Here is a 25,760-nt window from a genome sequence, read left to right on the forward strand (position 1 = left end):
CGGGCGGGCTAAGCCTCGGGTGGGGCGCTCGCCGTCCGGCCGTCTATTGCCGGGTCACTGGCAGCCACTGCCGGGGCGCCCGTCCGGATGATCCACCAGCCCAGCGCCGCCATGACCAGCCCGATGGGGATCCCGTAAGGCGGCAGCCCTGCGTTGTAGCCAAGCAAGCCGGCGACCACGAACGCGACGCCGATCCACGCGGGGAACATGCCTGAGCGCCAGCCGGCGATGCCAAAAAACATCCAGCCCAGGGCGAAGAGGATGTAGCTGGACAGCGCGCCCACGGCCAGCATTCCGGACCCTCCAGCGAGGATCGCGCCCGGGGCGACGTCGGTAATCCAGGGGCCAGCGAAGCCGTCGAACCACATGTTGCCGGCCATGTCCAGGGTGCCCGCCAGCGCGAAGCAGAAGGCGACGGCGCCCAGTCCGCCGGCCCGGTTAGCGAACCTGAAGTAGACGGACACCAGAGCGAGGGTGAGAGGGATGAAGGCCACCCAGTACAGGGCGTTCGTCACCTGGAAGGGCGCCTGCCTCATCATCTCGATTCGGTCGAGGCTCCTGTCGGCCGCGAGCAGGCGGGCCACGTCCACGGCGGCGAAGACGAGGCCGGACACGAGGGCGATGGGACCGGCGGCCCTGGTTAGCGGTGAGGACATTTTTCCTCCTGAATGGATGGGAATGCTCCTTTGTGACTGCGAGCGGCGCCGTTCGCCCGGTGCCGGCCACCCGCCGTCGTTCACCTGGGACGCATTTGGAACGGGAATCGCCCGACGGCGGCGGCCGAGCGGGCAAGCGGACCCACCGAGAGGAACTCCATGCGTGGCATCAGCCCGGCCGCGTAGGCAGGCCACGAGGCCAGGAAATTGCGTAGGCCAGGACAAAGAATGCCGGAAGCCTGTGGTGTTTTAGCCAGCCCATCCGTCGGCGCATGTCGGCTCCAAACAGTTCCTGCAGGTGCACCAATTGTCCGCCCGTTCCGCGTTGGCGCGCTAGCGGGCATTGCATCGTTACGGCCGCCGAGCCGGCGTCAGGAGGCCAATTGCTTGCAGCCACCTTCCATAACTGCTAGTCCTGTGAGGGAGGCAGGACCGCGGGCGAGGTGCCGCGGGCAGCAGTACCGGGACGATGGCCAGTCGAGGAGTGTGCAGCATGCCGCGCAAGAACCCAGACGTGGAAGAGACGGACGAGAAGGACCTGGACGTCGGCAAGCCGAAGGAGTGGGCGGCCGGCATCCCCGGCGTCCTCCATTCCATGCAGCCAGCCATCAAACACATGGGCCTGAGCAGGACCGAGAAAACGCTGCTGGCCCTGAACCAGAAGCACGGTTTCGACTGCATGAGCTGCGCCTGGCCGGACCCGGACCACCGCAAGACGTTTGAGTTCTGTGAAAACGGTGCCAAGGCCGTTACCTGGGAAGCTACGCCCGTGGTCATCGAATCGGATTTCTGGGCGGAGCATCCCGTCAGCGAGCTGCGCCAGAGGACTGAGTACTGGCTCGGGATGCAGGGCCGCCTCACGGAGCCGGTCTACAAGCCGGAGGGGGAGGACCACTACCGGCCTGTGAGCTGGGACGAGGCTTTCGGAATTCTGGGGCGGAAGCTGAACGGCCTGGCAACTCCGGACGAGGCAGCCTTCTACACGAGCGGCCGGACGTCGAACGAGGCCGCCTTCATCTACCAGCTGTTCGTCCGGGCGTTCGGCACCAACAACCTGCCGGACTGTTCCAACATGTGCCACGAGTCGTCCGGCTGGGCGATGGGCCAGACCATCGGCATCGGCAAGGCCACCATCACCTATGATGACTTCGCCAAATCACAGCTCATCATCATCATGGGCCAGAACCCGGGCACCAACCACCCGCGCATGCTCACCGCGCTGGAGGAAGCCAAGGAGGCAGGCGCCGAGATTGTGGCCGTCAACCCGCTGCCGGAAGCCGGGCTGCTGCGGTACAAGAACCCGCAAAAGGTCAAGGGCATCATCGGCCATGGCACAGACCTCGCGGACCAGTTCCTGCAGATCCGGGTGGGCGGGGACATGGCGCTGCTGCAGGCCATCTCGAAACGGGTCCTTGACGCCGAGGCAAAAAATCCGGGGACCGTGCTGGACCGCCAGTTCCTTGAGCAGCACTGCGAGGGCCTGGACGAACTCAAAGCGCATCTCGACGGGCTGGACGACGAGGCAGTCCTCGCGGCCACCGGGCTCCGCAGCGACGAGATCGACGAGCTCGCTGCCCGGTATCTGAAGGCCGATCGGGTCATCATCACGTGGGCCATGGGCATCACCCAGCACAAGAAGGGTGTGGCTACCATCAAGGAAATCATCAACCTGCTCCTGCTACGCGGAAACATCGGCAAGCCCGGCGCCGGCGCCTCGCCGATCCGCGGGCACAGCAACGTCCAGGGGGACCGGACCATGGGCATCTGGGAGCAGATGCCGCCCGCCTTCCTGGACGCCCTCGGCAAGGAATTCAGCTTCGACCCGCCGCGGGAGCACGGCGCTGACGCGGTGGAAACCATCCGGAGAATGCGCGACGGCGGGATCAAGGTTTTCGTGGCCCTGGGAGGAAACCTGGTGGCCGCCATTTCGGACACGCATGCTGCCGAGGCGGCCATGGAGAACACCGACCTCACCGTTCAGATCTCCACGAAGCTCAACCGCTCGCACACGGTGACGGGCAAGGAAGCGCTCATCCTGCCCACCATGGGGCGCACGGAGATCGACCTGCAGGAATCCGGTCCGCAGTTCATATCTGTGGAGGACACTGTTTGCGCCGTGCACCCCTCGGCGGGAAGGGTGGAGCCCGTTGCACCGAATCTGCTCTCCGAGGTGGCCATCGTCTGCCGGATCGCGCGGGAGACGGTGGAGGGGAAGTCCAGCGCGGACTGGACCGGGTTCGAGAAGAACTACGACCTCATCCGGGAGCACATTTCCCATGTGGTGGCGGGCTGCGAGGACTACAACAGCAAGATCCGGCACGAAGGCGGCTTCGTCCTGCCCAACGGCCCGAGGGATTCGCGCACCTTCACCACCCCCACCGGCAAGGCCATGCTGACGGTCAACCACCTCGAGAGCATCGAGCGGCCCGCGGGCACGCTGATCCTGCAGTCCGTCCGCTCGCACGACCAGTTCAACACCACCATCTACGGGCACAACGACCGTTACCGGGGGATCAAGAAGGGCCGGGACGTGGTGTTCGTCAGCCCGGAGGACATCGCCGAGCTTGGCCTCAATGACGGCCAGTTCGTGGACATCCACGGCGTGTACGAGGACAACGTGGAGCGGGTGATGAGGAAGCTGCGCGTTGTTTCGTATCCTACGTCCGCAGGCTGCGCGGCCACCTACTACCCGGAAGCCAACGTTTTGGTGCCCTTGGAGAGCGTCGCGGAGGGAAGCAACACCCCGGCGTCCAAGGCTGTGCTCGTGCGGTTGGAGCCCACTGCAGAGACCGCGTGACGCCCGGCGCTTACTGACCGCCCCGCCAGTAGTAGCCCCCGTCCCCTGAACGGGGGCACTCCTTCGGGTTCGGGCTTACTGCGCGGTGCTTGACCAGCCCTCGCTGTCCGGGCCGCCTTCGGTTCCGTGCTCGCAGAGCCGCAGGGCGACGTCGGCCGCCGACTGCACAGCCTCCTGCGGCGTCGCGCTGCCGCCCTTTGCCGCGAGCCCGGCGGCGTAGCCAACCAGCAGTGCGCTGACGGGTCCGGCTTGCCCGTTGACCGCGCGCGAAGACTCCTCGGCGAGGCGTGCCATCAGCTGCTGGTCCACCTTGAGGTCCCGGATCTGCAGCGCCTGGATGAGCCGCTGGCGCCACTGGGCGAGGTCCTGGTCGGATGAGGAGGCAGCGCCGCCGTCGCCCTCCGTAATGCCCGTCATCGGACTCCCTTTCGCTTGACCGTTGGTGCCGGTTCCCCGGCCGGACGCGCTGGCCGGAATTCTAGGTGTCTATCGTGTTCATGTGCGGATAGCGCGCCCCTGCGGCAGCGCCCGCGGGGGCAAGTTCGTCGAGGCGGGCAAGGTCCTCCGCTGAAAGCTCGACGTCGGCCGCGCCCAGGTTCTCGGCCAGGCGTTCGCGCTTCTTGGTGCCGGGAATGGGCACGATGTGCTCGCCCTGCGCGAGCAGCCAGGCCAGGGCGAGCTGCGCCGGACTGCACTGCTTCTCATCCGCGAGTTCCTTGACCCGGTCCACGAGCTGCAGGTTCCGGGTGAAGTTTTCGCCCTGGAAGCGGGGAGAGTGCCGCCGGAAGTCGTCGGCAGCAAAGTCGTCGGGGCTGCGCAACTGGCCGGTAAGGAAGCCCCGGCCCAAGGGGCTGTAGGGCACGAAACCGATCCCCAGCTCCGCCAGCACCGGGAAGACCTTCGTCTCTGGCTCGCGTTCCCAGAGTGAATACTCGGTCTGCAGCGCAGTGATCGGATGGACGGCGTGTGCCCTGCGGATGGTCTCGGGGCTCGCTTCGGACAGCCCCAGATGGCGGACTTTGCCGGCCTGGACGAGCTCCGCCATGGCTCCGACGGTGTCCTCGATCGGGACGGTCTTATCCACCCGGTGCTGGTAGTAGAGGTCGATGTGGTCCACTCCGAGCCGCTGCAAGCTGGCGTCGCAGGCGGACCGGACGTACTCGGGGCGGCCGTTGATGCCCACCCAGGAACCGTCCTCCCGCCGCTCGTTGCCGAACTTCGTTGCCAGGACCACATCGGAGCGCCGCCCCGCGATGGCCCTGCCAACCAGTTGCTCGTTGGTGAACGGGCCGTACATGTCTGCGGTGTCCAGCAGGGTTCCGCCGGCGTCCAGGAAGGCATGGATGGTGGCGATGGACTCGGTGTCGTTGCCGGTTCCGTAGAACTCGCTCATGCCCATGCAGCCGAGGCCGAGGCTGGAGACGGAAAGTGAACCAAGTGTGCGGGAATCCATGGGGCTCTCCTCAGGTAGGTTGCGGGAGTGGCTCAGGGAGGTGCGGTGTAGTCGCCACTATAAGTCGACATGCGGCATTTTTGCTCCACTTTCGTGGCGCCGGAACGCCGCCGGCCCCGGGTCTCCCGCATGCTGACGGGGTTTTCCCGGTGACCGGCGGCGGCGTTGCTTCCGAAAAGTGGTGCAGAAATGCGCGGACCAGTGCGGCTGCGTGGATTTACGGCCGCGGCACGGCAACAACAGCTACGGCGTCGGGCTGCCGCCATTGACGTTCAGGGTCTCGCCGACCACGAAGCTCGACTCCGCCGAGGCCAGGAACACGTAGGCGGGAGCGAGTTCGGCGGGCTGTCCGGCCCGGCCCAGGGGAGTGTCCTTGCCGAACTCGGGCAGGGCTTCCTTGGGCTGGCCGCTGCTGACCTGCAGGGGTGTCCAGATCGGCCCGGGAGCCACGGCGTTCACCCGGATTCCCTTCGGCGCCAGCTGCTGCGCCAGTCCCTTGGTGAAGTTGTTGATGCTCGCCTTCGTGGTGGCGTAGTCAAGGAGGGTGGGCGACGGGTTGTAGGCCTGGATCGACGTCGTGTTGATGATCGTGGAACCGGCGGGAAGGTGCGGCACCGCGGCCCTCGTAAGCCAGAACATGGCGTACACGTTGGTCTTCTGCGTGTGATCGAACTGTTCGTCGGTGATGTCGCCGATATCCTCCTGCGCCACCTGCTTGCCGGCGTTGTTCACAAGGAGGTCCAGCCCGCCCAGTTCCTGCAGCGCGGTATCCACCAGCTTCTGGCAGGTAGCCGGGTCCTTGAGGTCACCGGGGACTTTCACCGCCTTGCGGCCGGCCTTCTCGATCAGGTTCGCGATTTTCGCGGCGTCTTCCTCCTCCTCAGGAAGGTAGGAGAGCACGACGTCGGCCCCTTCCCGGGCGAAGGCGATCGCCGTGGCTGCGCCGATGCCGGAGTCCGCGCCCGTGACGATAGCCTTCCGGCCGTCGAGGCGGCCGGTGCCGCGGTAAGTGTCCTCGCCCAGGTCGGCCTTCGGCTCAAGCTTGGCGTCCAGGCCGGGCTCGGGCTGGTGCTGCTTCGGCGGCTCGATGTGCTCATAAGCGGTCACAGGGTTCTTGAAGGTGTACTGGTCGGTCATGGTTCTCCTCCATAGTGGTGTTGAACGCGGACAGGAACATCGTGGTCCGGGCGGTGCTGGCATTCGGAGAATGCTAAGCATGCTTACCATCCACCCTAACGAGACTGCGGCGGTGCCGCCAGTGGCAGTTGGGCGGACTGCTAGGGGCTGCCGCTCAGGGACGGCTGCTCCGGCTGCTCAGGGCGGGCTGTGGTGTAGGGTTGGCGGCCACCCCTTCCGCGTACTGCATCGCCTGAATAGGCTGGCAGTCCCAGCCCGGCGCGCCGCGATTGTGGCGCTTCCGCAAAGGCAATCGATGGCGCGGTAACGAAGGAGTGTAGGCGATGGACAACCAGGACATTTTGCAGCGCATCCAGGCGCTGGTTGATGAGGAGCATCAACTCCGCGATCCTGCGGCGTCGGGTCCGGCCAGTGGCGCAGGCGGGGGCTCCGGGGACGGTGCTTCCGACGAGGATGCGGCTGAGCGTGATGAGCGACGTGCCCGGCTGCGGCAGGTGGAAGAAGCTCTGGACCAGTGCTGGGATTTGCTGCGCCAGCGCCGGGCAAAGGCGAAGGCGGGCGAGGACCCCAACGAGGCGGATGCCCGGCCCGTCAATGAGGTGGAAGGCTACGTGCAGTAGGTCTCTACCCGCGCGGAAGGGCGGCCGCCATGAGCAGCCGCCCTTCCGCATCGCCGAAAACGTTATGGCTGGCGCGTTGTTACCGCCGGCGGCTGGTGCCGCAAGCTAGCGCCGGCAGCTACCACCCCTGGTTACTGTTCCTGGCCGCTATGCAGTCCGTCGTCGCTGCTGTCCGCGGAAGCCGAGTCGCCGGTGTCGTCGGAGAGGTCCATGCTGCCCCGGGCTTCCTCCATGGTGGGGCCACCGGACGGGACGCTGTAGCGCTCCGGGCGGATGCCGTGCGACTGCTCCTCGATGAGCGCCTGCTCTTCGCTGAAGCGGATGACGTTGGCGTCATCTCCGGCGTCGCCGGGAACGTCCTCGCGGAGCTTTGAAGGGTCCGGAACGATAAAGCCGTCTGCCTTGCTGTTGTGTTCACTCACTGAACTCATCCCTTCCGTTTGGTGCCTCGCTCTACATGGTAAGCCTACTTTCTATTGCCGACGCCGGGAAATGGCCGGGGATGTGGGTCAGGGAAGTGGCCCCGGCAGCCCGAAAAAAGCGAGATTTTGGACTCACTTCGGGTGTTATCCCCGTCATAGTCGGTCACGACACACAATGTTTACCGAGCAAAGTCGCCATAATCGCCCAGCTCTTGGCAAACTACTGGGGGAACAATCGCTCTGTAAGGGGAACCATGCGCAAGACTGCCGCCGAAAACACCAACATCCGCCTTAAGGCCGTGCTGGACGTTCTGGCAGAGGGGGTGTTGTCCGGTGACTCGCAGAACGCCGGCGTCGTGCTGGCTGAAGCGCTCGTACGGGTTCCGCTGAACGCCTACGAGGCCGAGCTTCTCAGCGGCGGCATTCCTCGCGGCCACAAGTCACTGACCACTGCCACGGCCAAGCTGGTCAAGGCTGGCTGGCTCGTCAAGGGACGCTCCGGCTGGACCATCACCGAGGACGGGCAGCGCGCGACGGTCGCCTTCCCGGACGCGGCCAGCTTCTCGGCAGCGCTCGACGCCGGAACTCCGGTCCCAGCCGACACGCCCCTTCCGGTGGCCGCACCTGCCAAGCCGGCAGCCACGGAGGCAGCCCCGGCAGAGGCCGAGAAGGCTCCCTCCAAGGCAGCGAAGGTTGTCGACAAGGCGGCCAAGCTGATCGAGGACGCAGTAGCTCCCGTAGCCAAGGCTGTGCGCAAGAAGGCAGAGGCCGACGCCGAGGCGCAGGCTCCCGTGGTCGAAAACTCCGCGGAAACAATCGATCAGCCCGCCGCCGTGGCCGTGGCCGGTGACTTCAACACCCTGCTGGGAGCCCCGGAGAACTGGGCGCCGCAGTACGACGAAGCGCAGATGAAGCTGGACGAGCTGGACCAGCTGTGGAAGCTCTCGGCTGAGATCCCGGCCGGCTACTACAACTTCAAGATCGCCCTCAACCGCTCCTGGGATGAGAACTACGGCGCGTTCGGCGCCTTCGATGGTGCGAACCACGAACTGCACCACTCCGGCGGCCAGGTCACCATCCGCTACAACCACCGGACGCGGGACATCACGGTCAACTGATCCCGTCCGGCCGAAGCCCCGCTGCAGCACATGCTGCAGCGGGGCTTCGTCGTTCCCGCCCGCCTGTCGAGCTTGTCGAGACCCCGGGGGAGCCGCTTCGTTCGCGTGCCTTCAGAGCCGGTTCGTTATTGATGGCAACACTTTGGATGCGGTCCTCTCCAACGTCTTCCCCAGTCAATGGACAAAAGCCCAAAATGGGGAGCACGTTCGCAACTCAAGGAGGAGCCTTGCGCTGTTCAGGGTTTTTGTCCGGGGCCGCAGTCTTGGCCGCCGTCGTCGCGCTCGCCGGCTGCGGCGCGCCTGCCTCGCCCGGCGGAGGGGGCTCTGCGGCACTCACAACGACAGCCTCTTCGTCGAATGCGGCCTCTGCGACGGGAAGCGGTACTGCGACGGCAACCGACAGCCCCGCCTCTGCCACTGCCACGCCATCCGCAACGCCGCCGGAGGACTGGAAGACGTTCACGACGTCGGATGGCACGTTGGCCTTCGACCTTCCGTCCGAGTGGACCATCAAGGACCCTGCCGGACAGACGCCGCAGGGCGGCGGCGTGTTCGTCGAGGTCCGAAACCCTGCGGGCAAGGCGATGGCCACGCTGCGCACCAACATGGTGGTAGGCGCGGAATGCACAACGAAGCAGCCGTACGGCATGTACGACTCCGAACCGCTCCCGGCACTGAAGCAGTCCGGCAGCACGCCGAGGTTCACGTTCGAGTCGAGGCAGGACGATACCGCCACCGATCCCGCGAAGATGACGACGCTGGCCTACGGCATCACCTCGGCGCCGGAACCGACCGGGCCCACGGCCTGCCCGATAGCCCATTTCTTCACCTGGCCACCCAGTGGCGCGATGTTCGGCGGGGTCTACAACCCGTTCGACACCACCCCGGGTAACCCGCCGAACGTGGACACGCCTGAGGCGTACATGGAAACGCCCGAATACAAGAACATCCGCGGCATGATCACCTCCCTCCGCCCGGCGGGATAGCGCCGCTGGTCAAGCCGCATCTGGTTGAGCCCCTTTCGTCGAGCCTGTCGAGACGAAGGCGCCGGCGCTACATTGGTTCCATGACTGACTCGAACGCAGCCGACCCGGACAGCGTCCGCCTCACCGCACGGGTCACGGGCATGGTTCAGGGCGTCGGCTTCCGGTACTGGACCGCGCGCAAGGCCGATGAGCTGGGGCTGACCGGTTCGGTCAGGAACGAGAACGACGGTTCGGTTGCCGTCGTCGCCGAGGGCCCGCAGCCGGATATCGTCGAATTCAGGCGCTGGCTAGGATCATCCCACGCACCGGGGAAGGTGGCGCACGTCGACGAGAAGGTCTCCCCGGCTGAAGGCGGATTCCGGAGCTTTCAGGTTGTCAGCTGAATCTCCCCGGGCTGAGACCCAGGAAGGCCCCGAGCTCCTCGAGCGCGAACGGCCGTGACGGCATGTAGTTCGTGAGCTCAGGGGAGCGGACCACCATCGCCCGCCACTGGCCCCGGGACACAGCCACGTTGATCCGGTTGCGGTTGAGCAGGAACTCGGCGCCGCGCGGTGCCTCGGCGATGGCCGAACACGCCATGGACACGAGCACCACGGGAGCCTCCTGGCCCTGGAACTTGTCCACCGTGCCCACCCGCACCCCGGACAGGCCCTCATGGTCCAGGGCGTGCCGGATGGCCTGCACCTGGGCGTTGTACGCGGCCACCACCAGGACGTCCTTGGCTTCCAGCCGCCGGATCGGCTCGCCCTTGCCCGGCGTCCACTTGAGCCCGATATGTTCCCGCGCCAGTCCGACGACCGCTGCCGCTTCCTCCACCGAGCTGGTGGTGTTGCCGGCATGCGGCACCAGAACGGTTTCCACGCCCGGAGGTACCCCGTCAAGGTGGCGCAGGGATGCCGCCGGTGCGGATTCCAGCTTGCCGTCGTAACTGAGCACCGACACCTTGCGGCAGAGTTCCGGATGCATCCGCCAGGAATCGGCGAGGAAGTAGCCCCGTTCGGCAGGCATCGTGGCGTGCCCGGCAGACAGCCACCCCAGAGCCGACTCATCGACCGGCTCAGGATGCGAGCCCTGGGTGACCTGGGGAAGCTGCTGCGGGTCGCCGAGCAGCAGGAGCCGCCTCGCAGCGCAAGCCACGGCCAGGGTATTGGCCAGCGAGTACTGGCCCGCCTCGTCGATGACCAGCAGATCCAGGGATCCTGCTGGCACGCATTTGCCCGTCATGGTCCAGGCGGTACCGCCAACCAGGCAGCCGTCGTCGGCGTCCAGGAGCCTCGCGATGTCCTCGTCGGCGACGCAGGTCCACGGGACGTCGTGCGGTTGGGACAGTTTCTTGGCCACCACGGCGGGATCCACCCCGGCTTTCGCAATGGCCGTGCAGAGCATGTTCTCGACGACGGCGTGCGACTGGGCCACCACGCCCACCTTCCAGCCGGCCTGCACAAGCCGGGCGATGACGTGCGAGCCGACGAACGTCTTGCCCGTTCCCGGAGGGCCCTGCACCGCAAGGTAGGACCGGTCAAGGTGTCTCAGCGCGTGGGTAATCGCAGACACGTAGTCGGCGTTCCCGTCCGCATCATTGCCGACGGCAGGCAGATTCGCGATGCCGGCCAGCCGGGGTGCTGTCCGGCGCAGGATGTCCACGCCGGGATGCTTGGGAAGTTCTGGCAGCGAGGAGCCGACGAGGTGCGCGAGTTCCGCCAAAGCCGCTTCAATGCTGGCGGTGGGAATGGGGCGGTCGTCTGTCAGCGCCATGGGCAGCTGGAAGTACGGTGGCACCTTTCCCGTGGACTTCTCCGTGATGGTGATTACGGTCCGGCCGGGCTGACCGGGATGGTCCTCGACGGCTTCCACGAGCGTGCCGAAGATGCCGTCCCGCGAGGGCGGCATGGTGGCTTCGTAGCGTGCTTCAGCAGCGCCTCCAGCTGCATGCTGACTCGCTGCCGCGCGCCTCGGGGTCCGCCCGCCGTCGACCTCTCCGAGGCCGTCCGGCAGGGGGTCCTCGAACATCCTGAACCAAGCGGAACCGGGCTTGAACTCCGAGCCCTCGCTCATGATTCCGGTGAGCCGCAGGGTGCGGGACTCCGTCCGGGCACGGGCCGTGGGCGGCGCCCAGTCCGACACGACCTCAGCCGCTTCGACGATGAACACGTTGCGCTGGTCCCGCCACCTGTCGACCTCGGATTCGAGGCGGTCGAAGTGTTCCCACCAGAACTGCTTGCGTTCCCGCCGGTGGTAGCCTGTGGCCGCCGCGACCATGGCCACGGCCTGCTCGTCCGGCGTTAGCTCGCGGTGCTCCGGGATGGCGTCCAGGAAGGCGCGCAGGCTTGCTTCCTCCGGTGAAGGTTCAGCGTCCGGGACTGCATCCGACGGCGTTTCGGAGGGGGCAGCTGTCCCCGCGCCGGCAGTAGTGGTCCCCACACCGGGCGTCTCCAGGCCGGCCGCGCCCGTACCGGCCTGGACCAAAGGGCCGCCCTCGCCGGGCGCGCCACTGCCACGCAGTTCCAGCAGCCAGTCGCGGAGGCGCAGGGTGGAAAGGCAGTCGTACTGGTTGTAGTCGGAAATGGACGCCAGGATGGCCGCCGCCTCGGCCTGCGTCTCGGGTCCGGCGTCGCGCGCTTCGCAGTAGGCGGCGTATGCCACCACCGAAGCACCGGCGTCCTTGACGTCCCCGGAGCGCAGGTTGTCGCCCATGTACAGGGGCTCGAGCTTCTTGATGGAGTACGAGGCCTCGGAGATGCGGACTGAGTGCCGGACGGTCGCATAGAGGTCCACGAGGAGCCCGTCGCGAAGCCATGAGTCCACAACGTCTTCGCCGGCGACGTGATTCAGCGAGAGGTTGCGCAGGGCCGTTTTTTCGTAGGGCGCGTAGTGGTAGACGTGCATGTCCGGATACCGGGCCCGGCGTTCCTCCACGTAGGCGAGGAAGTCCAGGAACGCCTGCCGTTCCTCTGCGCGCGAGTGGGCCCAGAACGGCCGGAACACCGGTTCCTGGCCCGGCGGATCAGTGGGCCGCGGAGCCTCAATCACGCCGAAGAGGTACTCCAGGCCCCATTGGCCTCCGGGATCCTGCCAGAGGGGGTCGCCCTCGAAGTCGAAGAAGATGTCGCCGTCGCTCGGGGCAGGAATCCCGGCCAGCGCGTTTTCTGCCAGCACCTTGTAGGTAACGGTGCGCGGCTGGCCGTCCTTCACGAAGGTGCGTGAACCGTCCTCAACCTCACGGCCGGTCTGCATCCTTGCCTGGTCGCGCAGCCGCCGCCGCGAACCTGTGGCCAGATGCAGAGGCAGTTCGGCCAGGGCGTCGATGGTGGTGATGCCGTCCGCAACCAGCTTCTTCCGCTGGACGGAGCTCATGCCTGCCACCATCAGCAGGTCCCGGTGTTCGGCCACCTGCTCGGCACAGTAGGCGCACCTGCCGCAGTAGCTGACCCCGGGCTGCTGCCACGCCACGGGGGCATCCGTGTGGCGGTGCGCGGCGGTGAGCTCACGGAACCGTGCCCGGCGCTCCCGGTACACGGGCAGCAGGTCCGGCAGCGAGTGGAAGCTGCGCTCCATGTTGCCCAGCACCAGGGTAACGCGCGGGGCGGGTTCGAGTCCGAGACTGATCAGCTGGTCGCCATAGGCAGCGAGCTGCAGCAGGGCCCCCACCTTGGCGTGCCGCGCCAGCTTGGTGTCCCAGACCGCATACCGTGGGGCGCCGCGGTCCCCATCCGGCAGGCCGGGACCATGCAGACCGGGACCAGGCAGACCGAAACCAGGCAGACCGAATCCACGCACGTCAGAATCAGGCGAGCCAGCTTCCTCCCGCACCAGGAAGTCCGCATAGCCGAGGAATTCTCCGTCGAAGAAAGTGGCCTGGAAGACGACGTCGGCGCCGGTGCGGAGGGCTGCGGCAGTTTCCCGGGCTTTGTCCGCGAGGTCCGCACGGTCCATGGTTCCCCGCTCCACGCAGTAGACGCCGGCGCCGCGCGCCGGATCCCAGAGGCCGTGCTCGTCGATGAGGGAGGCGAGCACCTTGTGCTCGTGGAGGTCGCCCAGTTTGCCGGCGCGGGCCTGCATTTCGTCGGCGGGGAAATCGGCCTTGGGGGAGCGGCCAAGCTTCTCGTCCAGGATCCGCAGCGTGCGGTACTCGCACTCGCTCGCGGCAACGAGGTCGCTGGCTGAGAACACCAGATCAGCTGGCACTCCAGGCGTGGTCGGGTGGAGCAGGAACATGGGGCCTCCCCATTGGCAGCCTCGCTCCGGGACGGTTCCCGGTGCACTGATTTGAATCTAGCAAGAGGCTATGACAATCAAGCCGCATCGGGAGCTTTGCTGAGCGAGGAGCAGCGCCAATGGGGGACCCACACGCGTGCGCAGATTAGTGGGCGGCCTGCCGTCCGTTGTGGGAGTAGGTGAGGCAGTCGGCGTTGTCCGGGCCCGGGCCAACGTGGACTTCCGGTGCCTTGCACATCAGGTGGTCGTTGTGGACGCATTCCGCCCGCTGGCAGGCACCGACGCCGGCAAGGACCTTGGGCAGGCCGCCGTGCGTGCCGGTGTCGATGAACGTGGCACACGAGGCGTGGTCTGTGGTGCCGGCGACCGTGATGGCCTCGGCATTGCACTCAGAATGGTCGTTGAAGGAGCAGTTGGTGACGCTGCAATCGGCTACATGCGTGCTCATGAGATTCCTCCAAGAGTCCGGCCGCCCCGGGCTGGGCGACTCGCTCTTCCCAACGTAGGCCGGATGGGGCGGATCAAAAAGACCCAATTGTGTTGCGTAATTGACGTAATTGCTAAACCCAACTCCTGAGTGCCTGCTCTCAATTTCCCGTCCAACCCATGGACCCTTTGCGGGCACCGTTCTAGACTGTCAGGACCCTCCACCTGTAAGGCCCGACGGCGTCGTCCGGCCTTCCGGGGGAATGCCCTGGAGGGCGCATCACATCACTCATGAATTCACCGCCGACCCTTCACGGGAAGGGTCCGTGACGCCAGGAGGAAAGAGATGGAAGGGAACAAAGCCGTTGCCTACAAGGGACCCGGCAAGGTGGAAGTCATCGATATCGACTACCCCACGTTTGAACTTAAGGACGGGCCGGGCGTAAATCCGGCTAATGTTGGGCGCCAGGTTCCACACGGTGCGATTATCAAGACGGTGGCCACCAACATCTGCGGTTCGGACCAGCACATGGTTCGAGGACGGACCACGGCGCCGCCGGACTTGGTGCTGGGCCACGAAATCACCGGCGAGGTGGTGGAGGTGGGGCCCGGCGTCGAATTCATCAAGGTCGGGGACATCTGCTCGGTGCCGTTCAACATTTCGTGCGGCCGCTGCCGGAACTGCAAGGAGCGCAAGACCGGCATCTGCCTCAATGTAAACCCGGACCGGCCGGGCAGCGCCTATGGCTACGTGGACATGGGCGGCTGGGTGGGCGGCCAGGCCAACTACGTGCTCGTGCCGTACGCGGACTGGAACCTGCTCAAGTTCCCGGACAAGGACAAGGCCATGGAGAAGATCCTGGACCTGGCCATGCTCTCGGACATTTTCCCCACTGGCTACCACGGTGCCGTATCGGCGGGGGTCGGCGTCGGCTCCACCGTATATGTCGCAGGGGCGGGTCCTGTTGGACTGGCGGCGGCGACGAGCGCGCATTTGCTGGGTGCCGCCGTCGTAATTGTGGGCGACATGAACAGCGACCGGCTGGCGCAGGCCCGCAGCTTCGGCTGCGAAACGGTGGACCTCACCAAGGGCGGGCCCGCGGAGCAGATCGAACAGATCCTCGGTGTTCCTGAGGTGGACTGCGGCGTGGACGCCGTGGGCTTCGAGGCAAAGGGCCACGGCCAGGGTGCACAGGAGGCGCCCGCCACGGTGCTGAATTCGCTGATGGATATCACGGCGGCCGGCGGTGCGCTTGGCATTCCGGGGCTGTACGTGACCGGGGACCCGGGCGGCGTCGATGAGTCTGCCAAAAAGGGTGCGCTGAGCCTGAGCCTCGGCACGGGCTGGGCGAAGTCGCTGAGCTTTACCACAGGCCAGTGTCCGGTGATGAAGTACAACCGGCAGTTGATGATGGCCATCCTCAACGACCGCGTGAGCATCGCCAAGAACGTCAACGCCAAGCCCATTCCGCTGGAGGACGCACCGAAGGGGTACGCCGAATTCGACGCCGGCGCCGCCACCAAGTACGTGCTGAACCCGAACGGATACCTCAGCTGAGGTAGGTACAGCGACGGGGGACCGCGTGCGGCCCGGCATTAGGGGTCGGGCCGCACGCGGTCCCCATTGCCGTCGCCCGGGAGTAGGGCCAGACTCATGAAAGAGCAACCCCGCTCAGGAGGAGATCCATGAACAGCCAGCAGGACGAAACACCGCTCGAAGTGCCGGACGTCGATGCGTTTGAGCAGCGCCAGTCGGCGGGCGGGGAGCCCGGGGACGAGGAACAGCGGCCGTTGCCCGAGGACGTTCCCGAGGCGGATGCCCTGGAGCAGCGGACCCCGCTGAGATCCAACGGCCCGGCCGCCGCCCCCGATCTCTCTGCCGAGGAAGCCGCCGAGGCCGATGCCATTGAGCAGGCCGCGGGCACGCCCGGCAGCGACGAGGACGACTACCCGTTCGCGGGCGAGGTGCCGGAAGAGGGCTGAACCGGCCGTTTGGCCGGGCTCCCGACGGCGGTGCGGCCGTTGACTTGCCGCCCGTTACGGTGCCGCCGGTTACTTGCCGCCGGCCACCGTGCCGCCGCACTGGGCCAGGACAGCGGCCATCGCGGTGCGCTCGCCCTGGGTCACCCACAGCTTGTACTTCGCCTTGACCGAAATCTGCCGCGCGACGTACGGGCAGCGGTAGGCCTTGCTGCTCGGCAGCCAGGTGGCGGCGTCGCCGTCGGACTTTTGCTGGTTGGCGGGGCCGGACGCGGCCAGCAGGTTGAGGGGATCGTTGGCGAACGCGGTCCGCTGTGCCTTGCTGAGGCGCTGGGCGCCTTTCTGCCACGCGTCGCTCAGGGCAACGACGTGGTCGATCTGGACCGCGCTGCTGGTCTTGCTGCCGCGGGTGAAGGCGATGGTGGTGGCCGTGTACGGATCAGCCAGGGAGCCGGTCAGGACGATGCAGTTCTTCGTTCCGGGTTTGAAGGTTGTGGCCTTGAGGTCCCGGGCGAGGATGTCGTTGCGGGTGTCGCAGCCGTTGTGGTCCGTGTCCGACCATGCCGGCCCAAACTCTTCCCGGTTGTAGCCAGTTTTCGGTGCGCGTCCTTTGACCGGCAGCGTGGCGAGGAGGTCGGCTGCTTTGACAGCGTAGCCCGGCGCGTTGCCGGCTACGCCGGGAACAGTGTCCGACGACGGCTGCCGGGTTGCGCTAACGACCCCGCCGCAGGCGGTGGTGGCCAGGATGACGGCGGCAAGGGCGCCGGCTGCAAACCAGTTCCTTCTGCGGGGCGGTGCTTGGTGCAAGGCGGTGTACTCCCGTGGCGCTGGTGTCGATTCAACGATCGAGCGTACCGGCCGGCCGGGCGGAGCTGGCGGTGCCACGCGGATGACGTCCTGAAACGCAGAGAGCCCCGCACTGCCTGACGGCGTTGCAGGGCTTCTCCTAGCGGCAGGACCACCTCGGATGGGGGATACGCGGTGGGCCTGTTCCTAGGCTAGAGAAGTTTCCTGAAAATTAGCTAGGAATGTGCCAGATTTCTTTCTGACCCGGTTTGGGCGCCCGAGCGGCCCGCGGAGAAGCTACTCGTCCTTGACTTCACCGCCGGGCTAAACCAGTGTTGAAATCGCACTGACCAGCTGGTTTTTCCTTCAAAGGAGATGCGCCATGACTCTTCCCGCAGGCCTGACCCCCGGCATCTGGACACTTGATATGTCCCACAGTGAGATCGGCTTCAGCGTGCGGCACGCCGGGATCAGCAAGGTCCGCGGGCGGTTCCGGGAAGCAACCGGCGAAGCCCATGTTCGGGATTCCCTGGCCGATTCGTCGCTGCATGCCACCGTCAGCACCGCCAGCTTCGATTCCGGCGATGCCAACCGCGACGCCCACGTGAAGGGGGCGGACTTCTTCGACGTCGCGGAATTCCCGGAGATGACCTTCAAGGGCACGCACATTGAGGGCGACGGCGAGGACTACACTCTGACCGGCGACCTCACCATCAAGGGCATCACCAAGCCGGTCGAGCTCGAGGTCGAGTTCACGGGCGTCGCCGTCGATCCCTTCGGCGCCACGCGTGCAGGCTTCTCCGCCGAGACCGACATCAGCCGCAAGGAGTTCGGCCTGACCTGGAACGCGGCCCTGGAAGCCGGCGGGCTCCTGGTCAGCGACAAGGTGAAGATCAACCTTGAGGCTGCGCTGGTTAAGCAGGGGTAAGCCGACGCCGGGGCTGAGTGGGCCCACGCCGTCAGGGTTCCCTGGCCGAGCTTGCGAGGTTAGGGAGACGGTGGGGATTAGGAGAGCCGGGCGATGCTGCGCCTTACTGGGCGGGATGCTGTGCCGTCCGAGAAGAGCTCGGGTGATGAGGCCTGGATGCGCTTGACGTCCTCGAAGACGCCGCGCAGGTGCACGCGCAGCGAGCTGTCGGCTTCGGTGCGGTTGTTGGCTTCGAGTGCGTCCACTACGGCGGTGTGCTGTTCGATCAGCGTGGACACGGGCCGGGTATCGATCAGGCTGAGCCGGCGGGCACGGTCCAGGTGGGCCTTGGCTGAGTTGACCGCGGTCCAGGCCGACTCGTGCCCCGCCAGGCGAAGGAGCTCGCGGTGAAAGTCCTCGTCGAGCCGGAAGAACTCCTCGACGTCGCCTGCGGCCTCTGCGGTTCGCTGATCGGCCAGGATCTCCCGCAGTCCGGCGAGTCCGGCGGCGTCCACCACCGCCTCCTTCAGGGAGGCGCATTCAATGGCCTCGCGGACGAACTGGGCCTCGGCTACGCGGCCCAGGTCCACCAGCGAGACGAATGAACCGATCTGCGGGAAGACCTGCACCAGTCCCTCTTCGCGCAGCAGGATGAGGCTTTCGCGCACGGGCGTCCGGCTGACGCCGAGCTCCTGGGCGAGCTCGTTTTCGGACAGCGGCTCGCCGGGAGGAAGCTGCAGGGAGATGATGCGACGCCGGAGCGTATCCAGTGTCTGGTCCCGCACGGAAAGCCGCGGAGACTGCCCTTTTTCGGGTTTGCCGGTTGCCATGCATCCAGTGTAGCCATCGTTGACAAACTAGAATGGTAGTGCTTGTATGGTAGTCAACCGAGCGCGAAGACGGAGCAAATTCTTCCGCGAGTGCTCCTTCACCCGAGGCTTTGATCGGGTTCCCCAACTCAGTAGAACGGCATCCTCGCCGCGCTCTCAAAGCCTCCTCACAGCACAGAACCTCCAAGGAAGAAGGACTGGAAATGCAGGAACCAACTGCCGCATCGGCAGGCACCCCCGCCGCGCCTCCGAAGTACGATCTGAAGAAGGTCCGGCGCACGGCGGCCGCATCATTCATCGGAACGATGGCGGAATACTACGACTTCTTCATCTACGGAACAGCGTCCGCTCTCGTTTTTAACAAGATCTTCTTCCCTGAGATTGACCCCCTGCTGGGAACGCTTGCAGCCTTTTCGACCTACGCCGTAGGGTTCTTCGCCCGGCCCTTGGGCGGCATCGTCTGGGGCCTCATCGGCGACCGGATCGGCCGGAAGAAGGCCCTCGTCTACACGTTGCTCATCACGGGTCTCGGCACATTTGCAATCGGTCTTTTGCCCACTTACGAAACGATTGGCCTGTGGGCGGCAGTGATTCTCGTCCTCGTTCGCCTGATCCAGGGATTCGGAGTCGGCGGCGAGCAGGGCGGCGCAGTGCTCCTCACAGCTGAGGCTGCCCCGCCAAACCGAAGGGGCTTCTTCGCGAGCCTGGTCCAGCTGGGATCTCCGGCTGCCTACCTGGTTCCCTCCGCCCTATTCGCTTTCCTGACCACTCAGTTGTCCGAGGAGCAGTTCCTTCTGTGGGGCTGGCGCGTGCCGTTCCTCCTCAGCATCGTTGTTGTCGCCGTCGGCCTGTACATCCGGTTGCGGGTCGATGAGTCGGAGACCTTCAAAGCGGTAAAGGAAAATGCCGCCTCCCAGCAGGCGCCGATCAAGGTCATCTTCAAGACGAGCCGCCATGAAGTCTTTTTGGGCATGGGCTCCAAGTTCGTCGAAGCCGCAGTGTTCCCCTTCTACACCGTGTTCCTGGTCGCGTACTCCAAGCACCTCGGCAATGACTCGGCATTTGTCCTCCAAGCCATCATCATCGCCATCGTCGCCGAACTCATCATGATCCCGGTCTGGGGGCACCTGACCGACCGCTTCGGACGCAAGAAGATCTTCCTGGGCGTGGCCGTTCTGAATCTCTTCCTGATCTGGCCTGCCTTCAACGCCATTGCCAGCGGAGACCCGCTCCCGATCATCGCGATCCTCATCGCCGGTCTGGCTTTGGGACACGCCGGAACGTACGCACCGCAGGCTTCGTACTACCCCGAGCTCTTCCCGGTCCGCGGCCGTTACACGGGCGTCTCTATCGTGTGGCAGTTCGGAGCCATGATCGCCAGCGGTCCCTTCACTGTCGTTGCCACGGCGCTGCTCGCCGCCGGTGGTGGCTCGGTGACCGGCGTGGCTATCTATGTCTCAGTACTGATCCTGATCAGCGTCGTCTGCCTCGCGTTCCTTCCCGAGACCGCCCCGGGCCGGCTCGGAGGCAAGGAATATGCGGACTGGGCTCTCGACTCGCAGCCCTCCAACGACGGCAGCATCGACACCGCCCACCGGGCGCCCCTCTCCTGACCCAACTAAGTAGCAGCAGATGGCGTTCTGAGGGCTCATAACGCCATCTGCTGCGACCTACTTGCAACACTCGACACACAAAAGGACCCACCAGTGAAGATCACCGACGCACGAGTAGTGGTTTCGTCGCCAGGACGGAACTACGTCACGCTCGTTATCGAAACCGAGGACGGGATTACCGGCATCGGCGACGCCACCCTCAACGGACGTGAACTGGCCGTGGCGTCCTACCTGTCGGAGCACCTCTGCCCGCTGCTGATCGGCCGCGACGCACGCCGCATCGAGGACGCCTGGCAGTACTTCTACAAGGGTGCCTACTGGCGCCGAGGGCCGGTGACCATGACCGCGATCGCCGCGATCGACGTCGCGCTTTGGGACATCAAGGGCAAGGCCGCCGGCATGCCGGTGTACGAGCTGCTGGGCGGCGCCGCCCGTGAGGGCGTCATGGTTTACGGCCACGCTAGCGGCTCCTCGCTGGAGGACCTCAGCGCCGACTTCCAGCACCACCTGGACCTCGGCTACAAGGCGATCCGCGCGCAGGCCGCCGTGCCGGGTCTGGAGAAGACCTACGGGATCGCGCCGGTGGACGGCAAGACCTACGAGCCTGCCAGCGGCAACATCCCGCAGGAGGACCTGTGGGAGACGACGGCGTACCTGGACTTCGCGCCGAAGATGATGGCGCACGTGCGGGAACAGTTCGGCTACGGCGTGCACGTCCTGCACGACGTCCACCACCGCCTGACGCCGATCGAAGCGGGCCGGCTGGGCGCCTCGCTGGAGCCGTTCCGCCCGTTCTGGATCGAGGATCCGACGCCGGCCGAGGACCAGTCCGCGTTCCGCCTGATCCGCCAGCACACCACCACACCGATCGCCGTCGGCGAGGTCTTCAACTCGATCTGGGACTGCCAGCAGCTGATCACCGAACGCCTGATCGACTACATCCGCACCTCGGTCTCGCACGCCGGCGGCATCACGCACCTTCGCCGTATCTTCTCGCTGGCGGACCTGTACGGCGTCCGCTCGGGCTCGCACGGCGCTGGCGACCTCTCGCCGGTGTCCTTCGCCGCGGCCCTGCACGTGGACATGAGCATCCCCAACTTCGGCGTCCAGGAGTACATGGGCCACCGCGACCCCGCGAACGAGGTGTTCAAGACCTCCTACACCTTCACAGACGGCTACATGCACCCCGGCGACGGTCCCGGCATAGGCGTCGAGTTCGACGAGGAAGCCGCCGCAAGGTTCACGTTCGACCCCAAGTACCTGCCCATCAACCGCCGCCTCGACGGGTCGGTGCATGACTGGTGAATAACCCGACAGAAGCACAGCCGTTCGACGTCGTCGCCATGGGGGAGATCCTCCTCGAAGTGGCCACCGACGTCCCGTTCGGCCACGGCGTTCCGGCCCAGCTCGGCATCTCCGGCGACGCGCTGAACGTCGCGGCGGCCGCCGCTGCGGCCGGTGCCCGCACCGCGCTGCTGGCAGTACTGCCCGACGACGACCTCGGCCAGGCGGTCGCCGCCAGGATCGCTGAGCTCGGCATTTCCACCGACCTGCTGAAGTTCCGGCCCGGACAGCAGGGCGTGTACCTGGTGCACTGCGATCCCGACGGGCAGCGCGAGTTCTCCTACGCACGCAGCGGCAGCGTCGGCTCCACACTGGGGCCGGACGACGTGGACCCGGACGTGTTCTCGACGGCCGGCGCCGTGATTGCGGGCGGCATCGCCTGCGCCATCTCGGCCACGTCCCGCGCCGCCGTGTACCGGGCAGCCGAGGTTGCCCGCCGCTTCGTCTTTGACCCCAACTACCGGCCGCGGCTCACCTCCGTGGAGGAGGCGGCGGCGGCCGTGTTTGAGCTCGCGCCGAAGGCCTTCCTGGTGACTCCGTCCTTCCCGGGGGAGACGTCCGCTTTGCTGGGCACGTCCTCGCCTGCCGGGGCGGCCGCGAAGCTGCGCGCGCTGGGCACTGCCAATGTGGCAGTGACGTGCGGGGCCGAGGGGATCCAGCTGGAGAGCGACACGGAGTCCGCATGGATCGACGCCATCCCCGCGCCGGCTGTGGTGGACCAAACCGGGGCAGGCGACGCCTTCGTGGGCACGCTGACTGCGCGGCTGGTCCTCGGCGACAGCGTTCCAGAGGCTGCCCGGTACGGTGCCGCCGCGGCCTCGTTGGTGGTGGGCGGCAAGGGCGGCACGGGCTTCATTCCGAGCTTCGAGCAGACCCGCGCCCACGCCCTGGGGGCGGACTCACTGGGGGCGGACACCCCGACGGCGGGGATCGTGGAGACATCCGAAGGAGAGCTGTCATCGCACGCCTGAGCAGCGTCTCCGTCAGCAGTGCCAACCTGGGCAGTAACCCGGGAACGGCGGCCGAGTTCCCGGGCGCCGAGCTGCGGGCGAACGGCCTGACGCCCGGCATCGTGCACCTGGGCCTGGGCGCCTTCGCCCGCGCCCACACCGCCGTCTTCACCGAGAACGCCATGCTCGCCAGCGGCGAGACAGGCTGGGGGATCACCGGCGTCACCCAACGCTCGGACACGGTGGCCCGGCAGCTCGCGCCGCAGGACGGGCTCTTCACTGTGGCCGAACGCGGCGTGGGTGCCGCGCCGATCCGCGTGGTGTCGAGCATCGTGGACGCCATCTCCGGGCGGGACAACCCGGCCGCAGTAGTGGACCGGATCGCCGCGCCGGAGACCCTCGTGGTCACGCTGACCATCACCGAGAAGGGCTACCGGATCCACCCGCAGACAGGATCCCTCAATCTGGAGGATGCGGACATCCGCGCGGACCTCGGCGGGCGTGCGCCGCTTACGGCCATCGGGCAGATCGCCCGAGGGCTGCAGCAGCGTTCCCGCACAGGCGCCGGGCCGCTCACCGTGGTCTCGTGCGACAACCTTCCCGGCAACGGCGAACTCACCGGCAAGCTGGTCCGTGCCTTCGCGGCAGAACTGCCGGCCGCCGAAGCCGAACCGCTCACCGCCTGGCTGGGCGCGAACGTCACGTTCCCCAGCACCATGGTGGACCGGATGGTGCCGGCCACGACGGCGGGTGACCTGGACGCCGTCGAACGTGAACTTGGGCTGCGGGATGAGGCGGCCGTGGTGGCCGAGCCGTTCATGCAGTGGGTCATCGAGGACAACTTCGCCGCGGGCCGACCGCGGTGGGAGGAGGCCGGGGCCCTGTTCAGCAGCGACGTCGCGGCCTGGGAGGCGGCGAAGCTACGGCTCCTGAACGCGAGCCACTCGCTGCTGGCCTACCTCGGACTGGCCGCGGGCAAGGAGACCATCAGCGACGCCGTGGCCGAGGACGCGTTCTTCACCGCGGCGCGGCGCATGATGGCCGAGGACGTCCTGCCCACCATCACCCTTCCCCAAGGCCTCGACGCGGACGAGTACTGCGCCCAGGTGCTGACCCGCTTCGCCAACCCCGCCCTCGGCCACACCACGGCCAAGGTAGGCAGCGACGGGTCGCAGAAGATCGGCCTGCGCCTGCTCAGCACCGTGCGGGGAAACTTCGACGCCGGACGGTCACCTAAGTGGGCGGCGCTCGCCGTCGCTGCGTGGATGCGGCACGTGGCCACCACACCCGCGGATGAACTGAACGATCCGCTGGGTGCCGAGCTCCAAGCCGCGCTGCCGGCCTCGCGGTCCGCGGCCGACGTGGTTCCCGCTCTTCTGGGCTGCCGCAGCGTCTTCGACCCTGAACTCGCGGCGCACCCCGGGTTCGCCGACCTCCTCATCCACTGGTACAGCATCATCGACACGCACGGGCTGGACGGCCTGAGAAAAGAGATCAACCATGGCTGACGCCACCAGCATTCTGAACGTCTCCCCGGTCATCCCCGTGGTGACCATCGACGATCCGCAGCATGCGTTTCCGGTTGCCAGGGCCCTGGCCGACGGCGGTGTCCGGATCATCGAGCTCACCCTCCGGACGGACACGGCGCTGACCTCGCTGAAGGCCATCGCCAACGAGGTGCCGGACATCCTGGTGGGCGCGGGCACCATCCTCACGCCCGCGCAGGCGGACGCTGCCGTGGCCGCCGGCGCGCAGTTCCTGGTGAGCCCCGGCGTGACTCCGTCGCTGCTGGACCACATGCTCTCCCTGGAGGTGCCGGTGCTTCCCGGCGTGGCCACGGTGGGCGAGGTGATGGCCGTGCTGGAGCGCGGGCTGGACACCATGAAGTTCTTCCCGGCCGGCCCTGCCGGTGGCCCGTCATACCTGGCGGCCATCGGGGCACCCATCCCGCAGGTGACGTTCTGCCCCACCGGCGGCATCAGCCTTTCGACGGCACCGGATTACCTCAGGCAGCCCAACGTCTGCTGCGTCGGAGGCAGCTGGCTGACGCCGCGCGCCGCCGTCGAAAGCGGGGACTGGCAGCAGATCACCGAACTGGCACGGGAAGCGGCAGCGCTCCGCGTCTAGGAATTCTCGCCTGTTGAGCCTGTCGAAACCCGAGACCAGCCCTTGACCTGACAAAGCTTCGTCAGCGGGCTGTCGCCTTGTACTCCGCCGTAGCCATGCCTTCGGTACGCGCGTAAAGTCGGGAAAGACCGGTCCTAAACCGGTCGCAGCCTGAACAGACGCACAACCTAAGGAGTTCATCATGAACTTGGGCAACATGATCAGGAATGCCGCAGGACGTATTTCCGGACGGACCACCCAAGGAACCACCGGAGGATACACACGGGGCTACACGCGGGGCACCAGGCCCTACACCACGGGACGGACCTCTTCCATGGGCCGCGGCCGCACCGCCGGGGGTATCGGAGACAAGATCCGCCACATGCTCCACAGGCACTGACGCTGAGGCACACCAGTCCGGTCCCTGAGGTCCATGGCGACCCGGGGCTGGCACAACAATTACAAGAAGCTTTTGGCCGCAGCCATCCAGTGGTGGCTGCGGCCACTGTTTCCGCAGGGGAGGTTGCCGTGGCGAGCCGCGGCGCCTCCCTTGCTGCTGACTTCGAAATTGGCTCGGTCTCCAAGGGGATCACGGGGCTGCTGTATGCCGACGCCTCGGGCCGCGGCGAGCTGGGTGCCGACACCACGTTGGGGGAGCGGCTGCCGCTCGGCGACTGCCCCGCGGCCGGCGTGACGCTGGTTTCCCTAAGCCGGCATTCTTCGGGCCTGCCGCGGCTGCCGCGGCAGGCAGGGACTCTGTGGCGCACCCTTGACCTTCTTCTGCACGGCACCAACCCCTACGGCGAAACCCTGGCGGAACTGCTGGACCAGGCCCGCGCCGTGCGGCTACCTGACCGGGTTCCAGCGTCGCGGCCGCGTTACTCCAACTTCGGCTTCGAGCTCCTTGGCCATGCCGTCGCCGCCGGTGCAGGCCTGAGCTTCCAGGACCTGCTCCGCAAGCGGCTCGCAGTTCCGCTCGGGCTAAGTTCTGTTTACGCGCCAGCCACTGCCGCTGAGGTGCGTCCGACGGCGGTCACCGGCCGGAGCCGCTCGGGCCGGGTGATGCAGCCATGGACTGGCGAAGCGGTTGCTCCGGCCGGCGGGATCCGTGCCTCGATCGGCGACATGGCCCGGCTCGTCCAGGCGCTGCTGGACGGGTCAGGCCCGGGCCTTGCCGCGTTGGATCCCGTGGCGAACTTCGCCGGACCTGCGGCCCGCATCGGTGCCGGCTGGATGACCCTGGACGTGAAGGGCCGCGCAGTCACGTGGCACAACGGCGGCACCGGCGGTTTCCGCTCCTGGGTGGGGCTGGACCGGAAGGCGGGGACCGGCGTCGTACTTCTGACCGCCACAGCGGCACCCGTGGACCACCACGGCTTCCGGCTCCTGGCGGAGGCCGGCGCATAAACCCTCC

Annotated in this window: 25 protein-coding genes; 15 read left to right on the forward strand and 10 right to left on the reverse strand. The window is 66.7% G+C overall.

The window, feature by feature from the left end; genetic code table 11:
- Nucleotides 1–8: 8 nt before the first annotated feature.
- A complete protein-coding gene (locus ACHMXB_RS00720) occupies nt 9–656 on the reverse strand; it encodes a hypothetical protein (RefSeq protein WP_395401880.1) in 648 nt (215 codons plus the stop codon).
- A gap of 493 nt (nt 657–1,149) precedes the next feature.
- On the opposite strand from ACHMXB_RS00720, the gene ACHMXB_RS00725 reads away from it, so the two are divergent.
- Nucleotides 1,150–3,453: an FdhF/YdeP family oxidoreductase gene (locus ACHMXB_RS00725; protein ID WP_395401882.1), complete on the forward strand. Its 2,304-nt coding sequence runs from the start codon at nt 1,150–1,152 to the stop codon at nt 3,451–3,453.
- Nucleotides 3,454–3,528: 75 nt separating this feature from the next.
- Here ACHMXB_RS00725 and ACHMXB_RS00730 read toward each other — a convergent pair whose 3' ends face one another.
- The 3 genes from ACHMXB_RS00730 to ACHMXB_RS00740 form a co-directional block, all read right to left on the reverse strand.
- Nucleotides 3,529–3,870, reverse strand: coding sequence for a DUF6457 domain-containing protein (locus ACHMXB_RS00730; RefSeq protein WP_395401884.1), 342 nt, complete (start codon nt 3,868–3,870; stop codon nt 3,529–3,531).
- Between the two features lie 61 nt (nt 3,871–3,931).
- The gene (locus ACHMXB_RS00735; RefSeq protein ID WP_395401886.1) at nt 3,932–4,906 is read right to left on the reverse strand and encodes an aldo/keto reductase; all 975 of its coding nucleotides are present in this window, start codon (nt 4,904–4,906) and stop codon (nt 3,932–3,934) included.
- Nucleotides 4,907–5,149: 243 nt separating this feature from the next.
- Entirely contained in the window at nt 5,150–6,043 is an 894-nt protein-coding gene (locus ACHMXB_RS00740; RefSeq protein WP_102971062.1) for a glucose 1-dehydrogenase, read from the reverse strand.
- A gap of 323 nt (nt 6,044–6,366) precedes the next feature.
- Here ACHMXB_RS00740 and ACHMXB_RS00745 point away from each other — a divergent pair, with 323 nt between their 5' ends.
- A complete protein-coding gene (locus tag ACHMXB_RS00745; RefSeq protein ID WP_395401888.1) occupies nt 6,367–6,663 on the forward strand; it encodes a DUF2630 family protein in 297 nt (98 codons plus the stop codon).
- A gap of 131 nt (nt 6,664–6,794) precedes the next feature.
- Here ACHMXB_RS00745 and ACHMXB_RS00750 read toward each other — a convergent pair whose 3' ends face one another.
- Nucleotides 6,795–7,094, reverse strand: coding sequence for a hypothetical protein (locus ACHMXB_RS00750; protein ID WP_395401890.1), 300 nt, complete (start codon nt 7,092–7,094; stop codon nt 6,795–6,797).
- A gap of 245 nt (nt 7,095–7,339) precedes the next feature.
- On the opposite strand from ACHMXB_RS00750, the gene ACHMXB_RS00755 reads away from it, so the two are divergent.
- Nucleotides 7,340–8,203 (forward strand): glycosidase, encoded by an 864-nt coding sequence (locus ACHMXB_RS00755; protein ID WP_395401892.1) that lies wholly within the window; start codon nt 7,340–7,342, stop codon nt 8,201–8,203.
- Nucleotides 8,204–8,417: 214 nt separating this feature from the next.
- Here the strand turns inward: ACHMXB_RS00755 and ACHMXB_RS00760 are convergent, their stop codons facing one another.
- Complete coding sequence (locus tag ACHMXB_RS00760; RefSeq protein ID WP_395401894.1) at nt 8,418–8,681, reverse strand: hypothetical protein; 264 nt, start codon at nt 8,679–8,681, stop codon at nt 8,418–8,420.
- Between the two features lies 1 nt (nt 8,682).
- Here ACHMXB_RS00760 and ACHMXB_RS00765 point away from each other — a divergent pair, with 1 nt between their 5' ends.
- Together ACHMXB_RS00765 and ACHMXB_RS00770 are read left to right on the forward strand one after the other, a co-directional pair.
- On the forward strand, nt 8,683–9,189 hold the full coding sequence (locus tag ACHMXB_RS00765) for a hypothetical protein (protein ID WP_395401896.1): 507 nt from the start codon (nt 8,683–8,685) through the stop codon (nt 9,187–9,189).
- A gap of 80 nt (nt 9,190–9,269) precedes the next feature.
- Nucleotides 9,270–9,572, forward strand: coding sequence for an acylphosphatase (locus ACHMXB_RS00770; RefSeq protein ID WP_395401898.1), 303 nt, complete (start codon nt 9,270–9,272; stop codon nt 9,570–9,572).
- On the opposite strand, the gene ACHMXB_RS00775 is transcribed toward ACHMXB_RS00770, so the two are convergent.
- A complete protein-coding gene (locus tag ACHMXB_RS00775) occupies nt 9,565–13,404 on the reverse strand; it encodes a TM0106 family RecB-like putative nuclease (protein ID WP_395401900.1) in 3,840 nt (1,279 codons plus the stop codon). The two genes, ACHMXB_RS00770 and ACHMXB_RS00775, sit on opposite strands and share 8 nt — an antisense overlap.
- Nucleotides 13,405–13,549: 145 nt before the next feature.
- Nucleotides 13,550–13,852 (reverse strand): DUF1540 domain-containing protein, encoded by a 303-nt coding sequence (locus ACHMXB_RS00780; protein WP_395401902.1) that lies wholly within the window; start codon nt 13,850–13,852, stop codon nt 13,550–13,552.
- A gap of 324 nt (nt 13,853–14,176) precedes the next feature.
- Here ACHMXB_RS00780 and fdhA point away from each other — a divergent pair, with 324 nt between their 5' ends.
- Complete coding sequence (fdhA, locus tag ACHMXB_RS00785; protein WP_395401904.1) at nt 14,177–15,388, forward strand: formaldehyde dehydrogenase, glutathione-independent; 1,212 nt, start codon at nt 14,177–14,179, stop codon at nt 15,386–15,388.
- A gap of 128 nt (nt 15,389–15,516) precedes the next feature.
- Complete coding sequence (locus ACHMXB_RS00790; protein ID WP_395401906.1) at nt 15,517–15,813, forward strand: hypothetical protein; 297 nt, start codon at nt 15,517–15,519, stop codon at nt 15,811–15,813.
- A gap of 69 nt (nt 15,814–15,882) precedes the next feature.
- On the opposite strand, the gene ACHMXB_RS00795 is transcribed toward ACHMXB_RS00790, so the two are convergent.
- Nucleotides 15,883–16,617 carry an HNH endonuclease family protein gene (locus ACHMXB_RS00795; protein WP_395401908.1) on the reverse strand — a complete coding sequence of 245 codons (735 nt, stop codon included), beginning with the start codon at nt 16,615–16,617 and terminating at the stop codon, nt 15,883–15,885.
- Between the two features lie 361 nt (nt 16,618–16,978).
- Here ACHMXB_RS00795 and ACHMXB_RS00800 point away from each other — a divergent pair, with 361 nt between their 5' ends.
- Nucleotides 16,979–17,524: a YceI family protein gene (locus ACHMXB_RS00800; RefSeq protein ID WP_395401910.1), complete on the forward strand. Its 546-nt coding sequence runs from the start codon at nt 16,979–16,981 to the stop codon at nt 17,522–17,524.
- A gap of 77 nt (nt 17,525–17,601) precedes the next feature.
- On the opposite strand, the gene ACHMXB_RS00805 is transcribed toward ACHMXB_RS00800, so the two are convergent.
- The gene (locus ACHMXB_RS00805; protein ID WP_395401912.1) at nt 17,602–18,333 is read right to left on the reverse strand and encodes a GntR family transcriptional regulator; all 732 of its coding nucleotides are present in this window, start codon (nt 18,331–18,333) and stop codon (nt 17,602–17,604) included.
- 203 nt (nt 18,334–18,536) lie between these two features.
- Here ACHMXB_RS00805 and ACHMXB_RS00810 point away from each other — a divergent pair, with 203 nt between their 5' ends.
- From ACHMXB_RS00810 to ACHMXB_RS00840, 7 genes are all read left to right on the forward strand, one after another.
- Nucleotides 18,537–19,946, forward strand: coding sequence for an MFS transporter (locus ACHMXB_RS00810; RefSeq protein ID WP_395401914.1), 1,410 nt, complete (start codon nt 18,537–18,539; stop codon nt 19,944–19,946).
- 93 nt (nt 19,947–20,039) lie between these two features.
- Complete coding sequence (gene manD / locus ACHMXB_RS00815) at nt 20,040–21,251, forward strand: D-mannonate dehydratase ManD (RefSeq protein WP_395401916.1); 1,212 nt, start codon at nt 20,040–20,042, stop codon at nt 21,249–21,251.
- Nucleotides 21,252–21,289: 38 nt separating this feature from the next.
- Nucleotides 21,290–22,261, forward strand: coding sequence for a PfkB family carbohydrate kinase (locus ACHMXB_RS00820; RefSeq protein ID WP_395405053.1), 972 nt, complete (start codon nt 21,290–21,292; stop codon nt 22,259–22,261).
- A 101-nt stretch (nt 22,262–22,362) separates the two neighbouring features.
- On the forward strand, nt 22,363–23,748 hold the full coding sequence (locus ACHMXB_RS00825; protein ID WP_395401918.1) for a mannitol dehydrogenase family protein: 1,386 nt from the start codon (nt 22,363–22,365) through the stop codon (nt 23,746–23,748).
- Nucleotides 23,741–24,367: a bifunctional 4-hydroxy-2-oxoglutarate aldolase/2-dehydro-3-deoxy-phosphogluconate aldolase gene (gene eda, locus ACHMXB_RS00830; RefSeq protein WP_395401920.1), complete on the forward strand. Its 627-nt coding sequence runs from the start codon at nt 23,741–23,743 to the stop codon at nt 24,365–24,367. The genes ACHMXB_RS00825 and eda overlap by 8 nt, the downstream gene beginning before the upstream one ends.
- A 181-nt stretch (nt 24,368–24,548) precedes the next feature.
- Complete coding sequence (locus ACHMXB_RS00835) at nt 24,549–24,746, forward strand: hypothetical protein (protein WP_111902874.1); 198 nt, start codon at nt 24,549–24,551, stop codon at nt 24,744–24,746.
- 92 nt (nt 24,747–24,838) lie between these two features.
- A complete protein-coding gene (locus ACHMXB_RS00840; protein WP_395401922.1) occupies nt 24,839–25,753 on the forward strand; it encodes a serine hydrolase domain-containing protein in 915 nt (304 codons plus the stop codon).
- Nucleotides 25,754–25,760 lie beyond the last annotated feature (7 nt).

It is taken from the genome of Arthrobacter sp. UC242_113 (assembly GCF_044054585.1).
Taxonomy (GTDB): domain Bacteria; phylum Actinomycetota; class Actinomycetes; order Actinomycetales; family Micrococcaceae; genus Arthrobacter.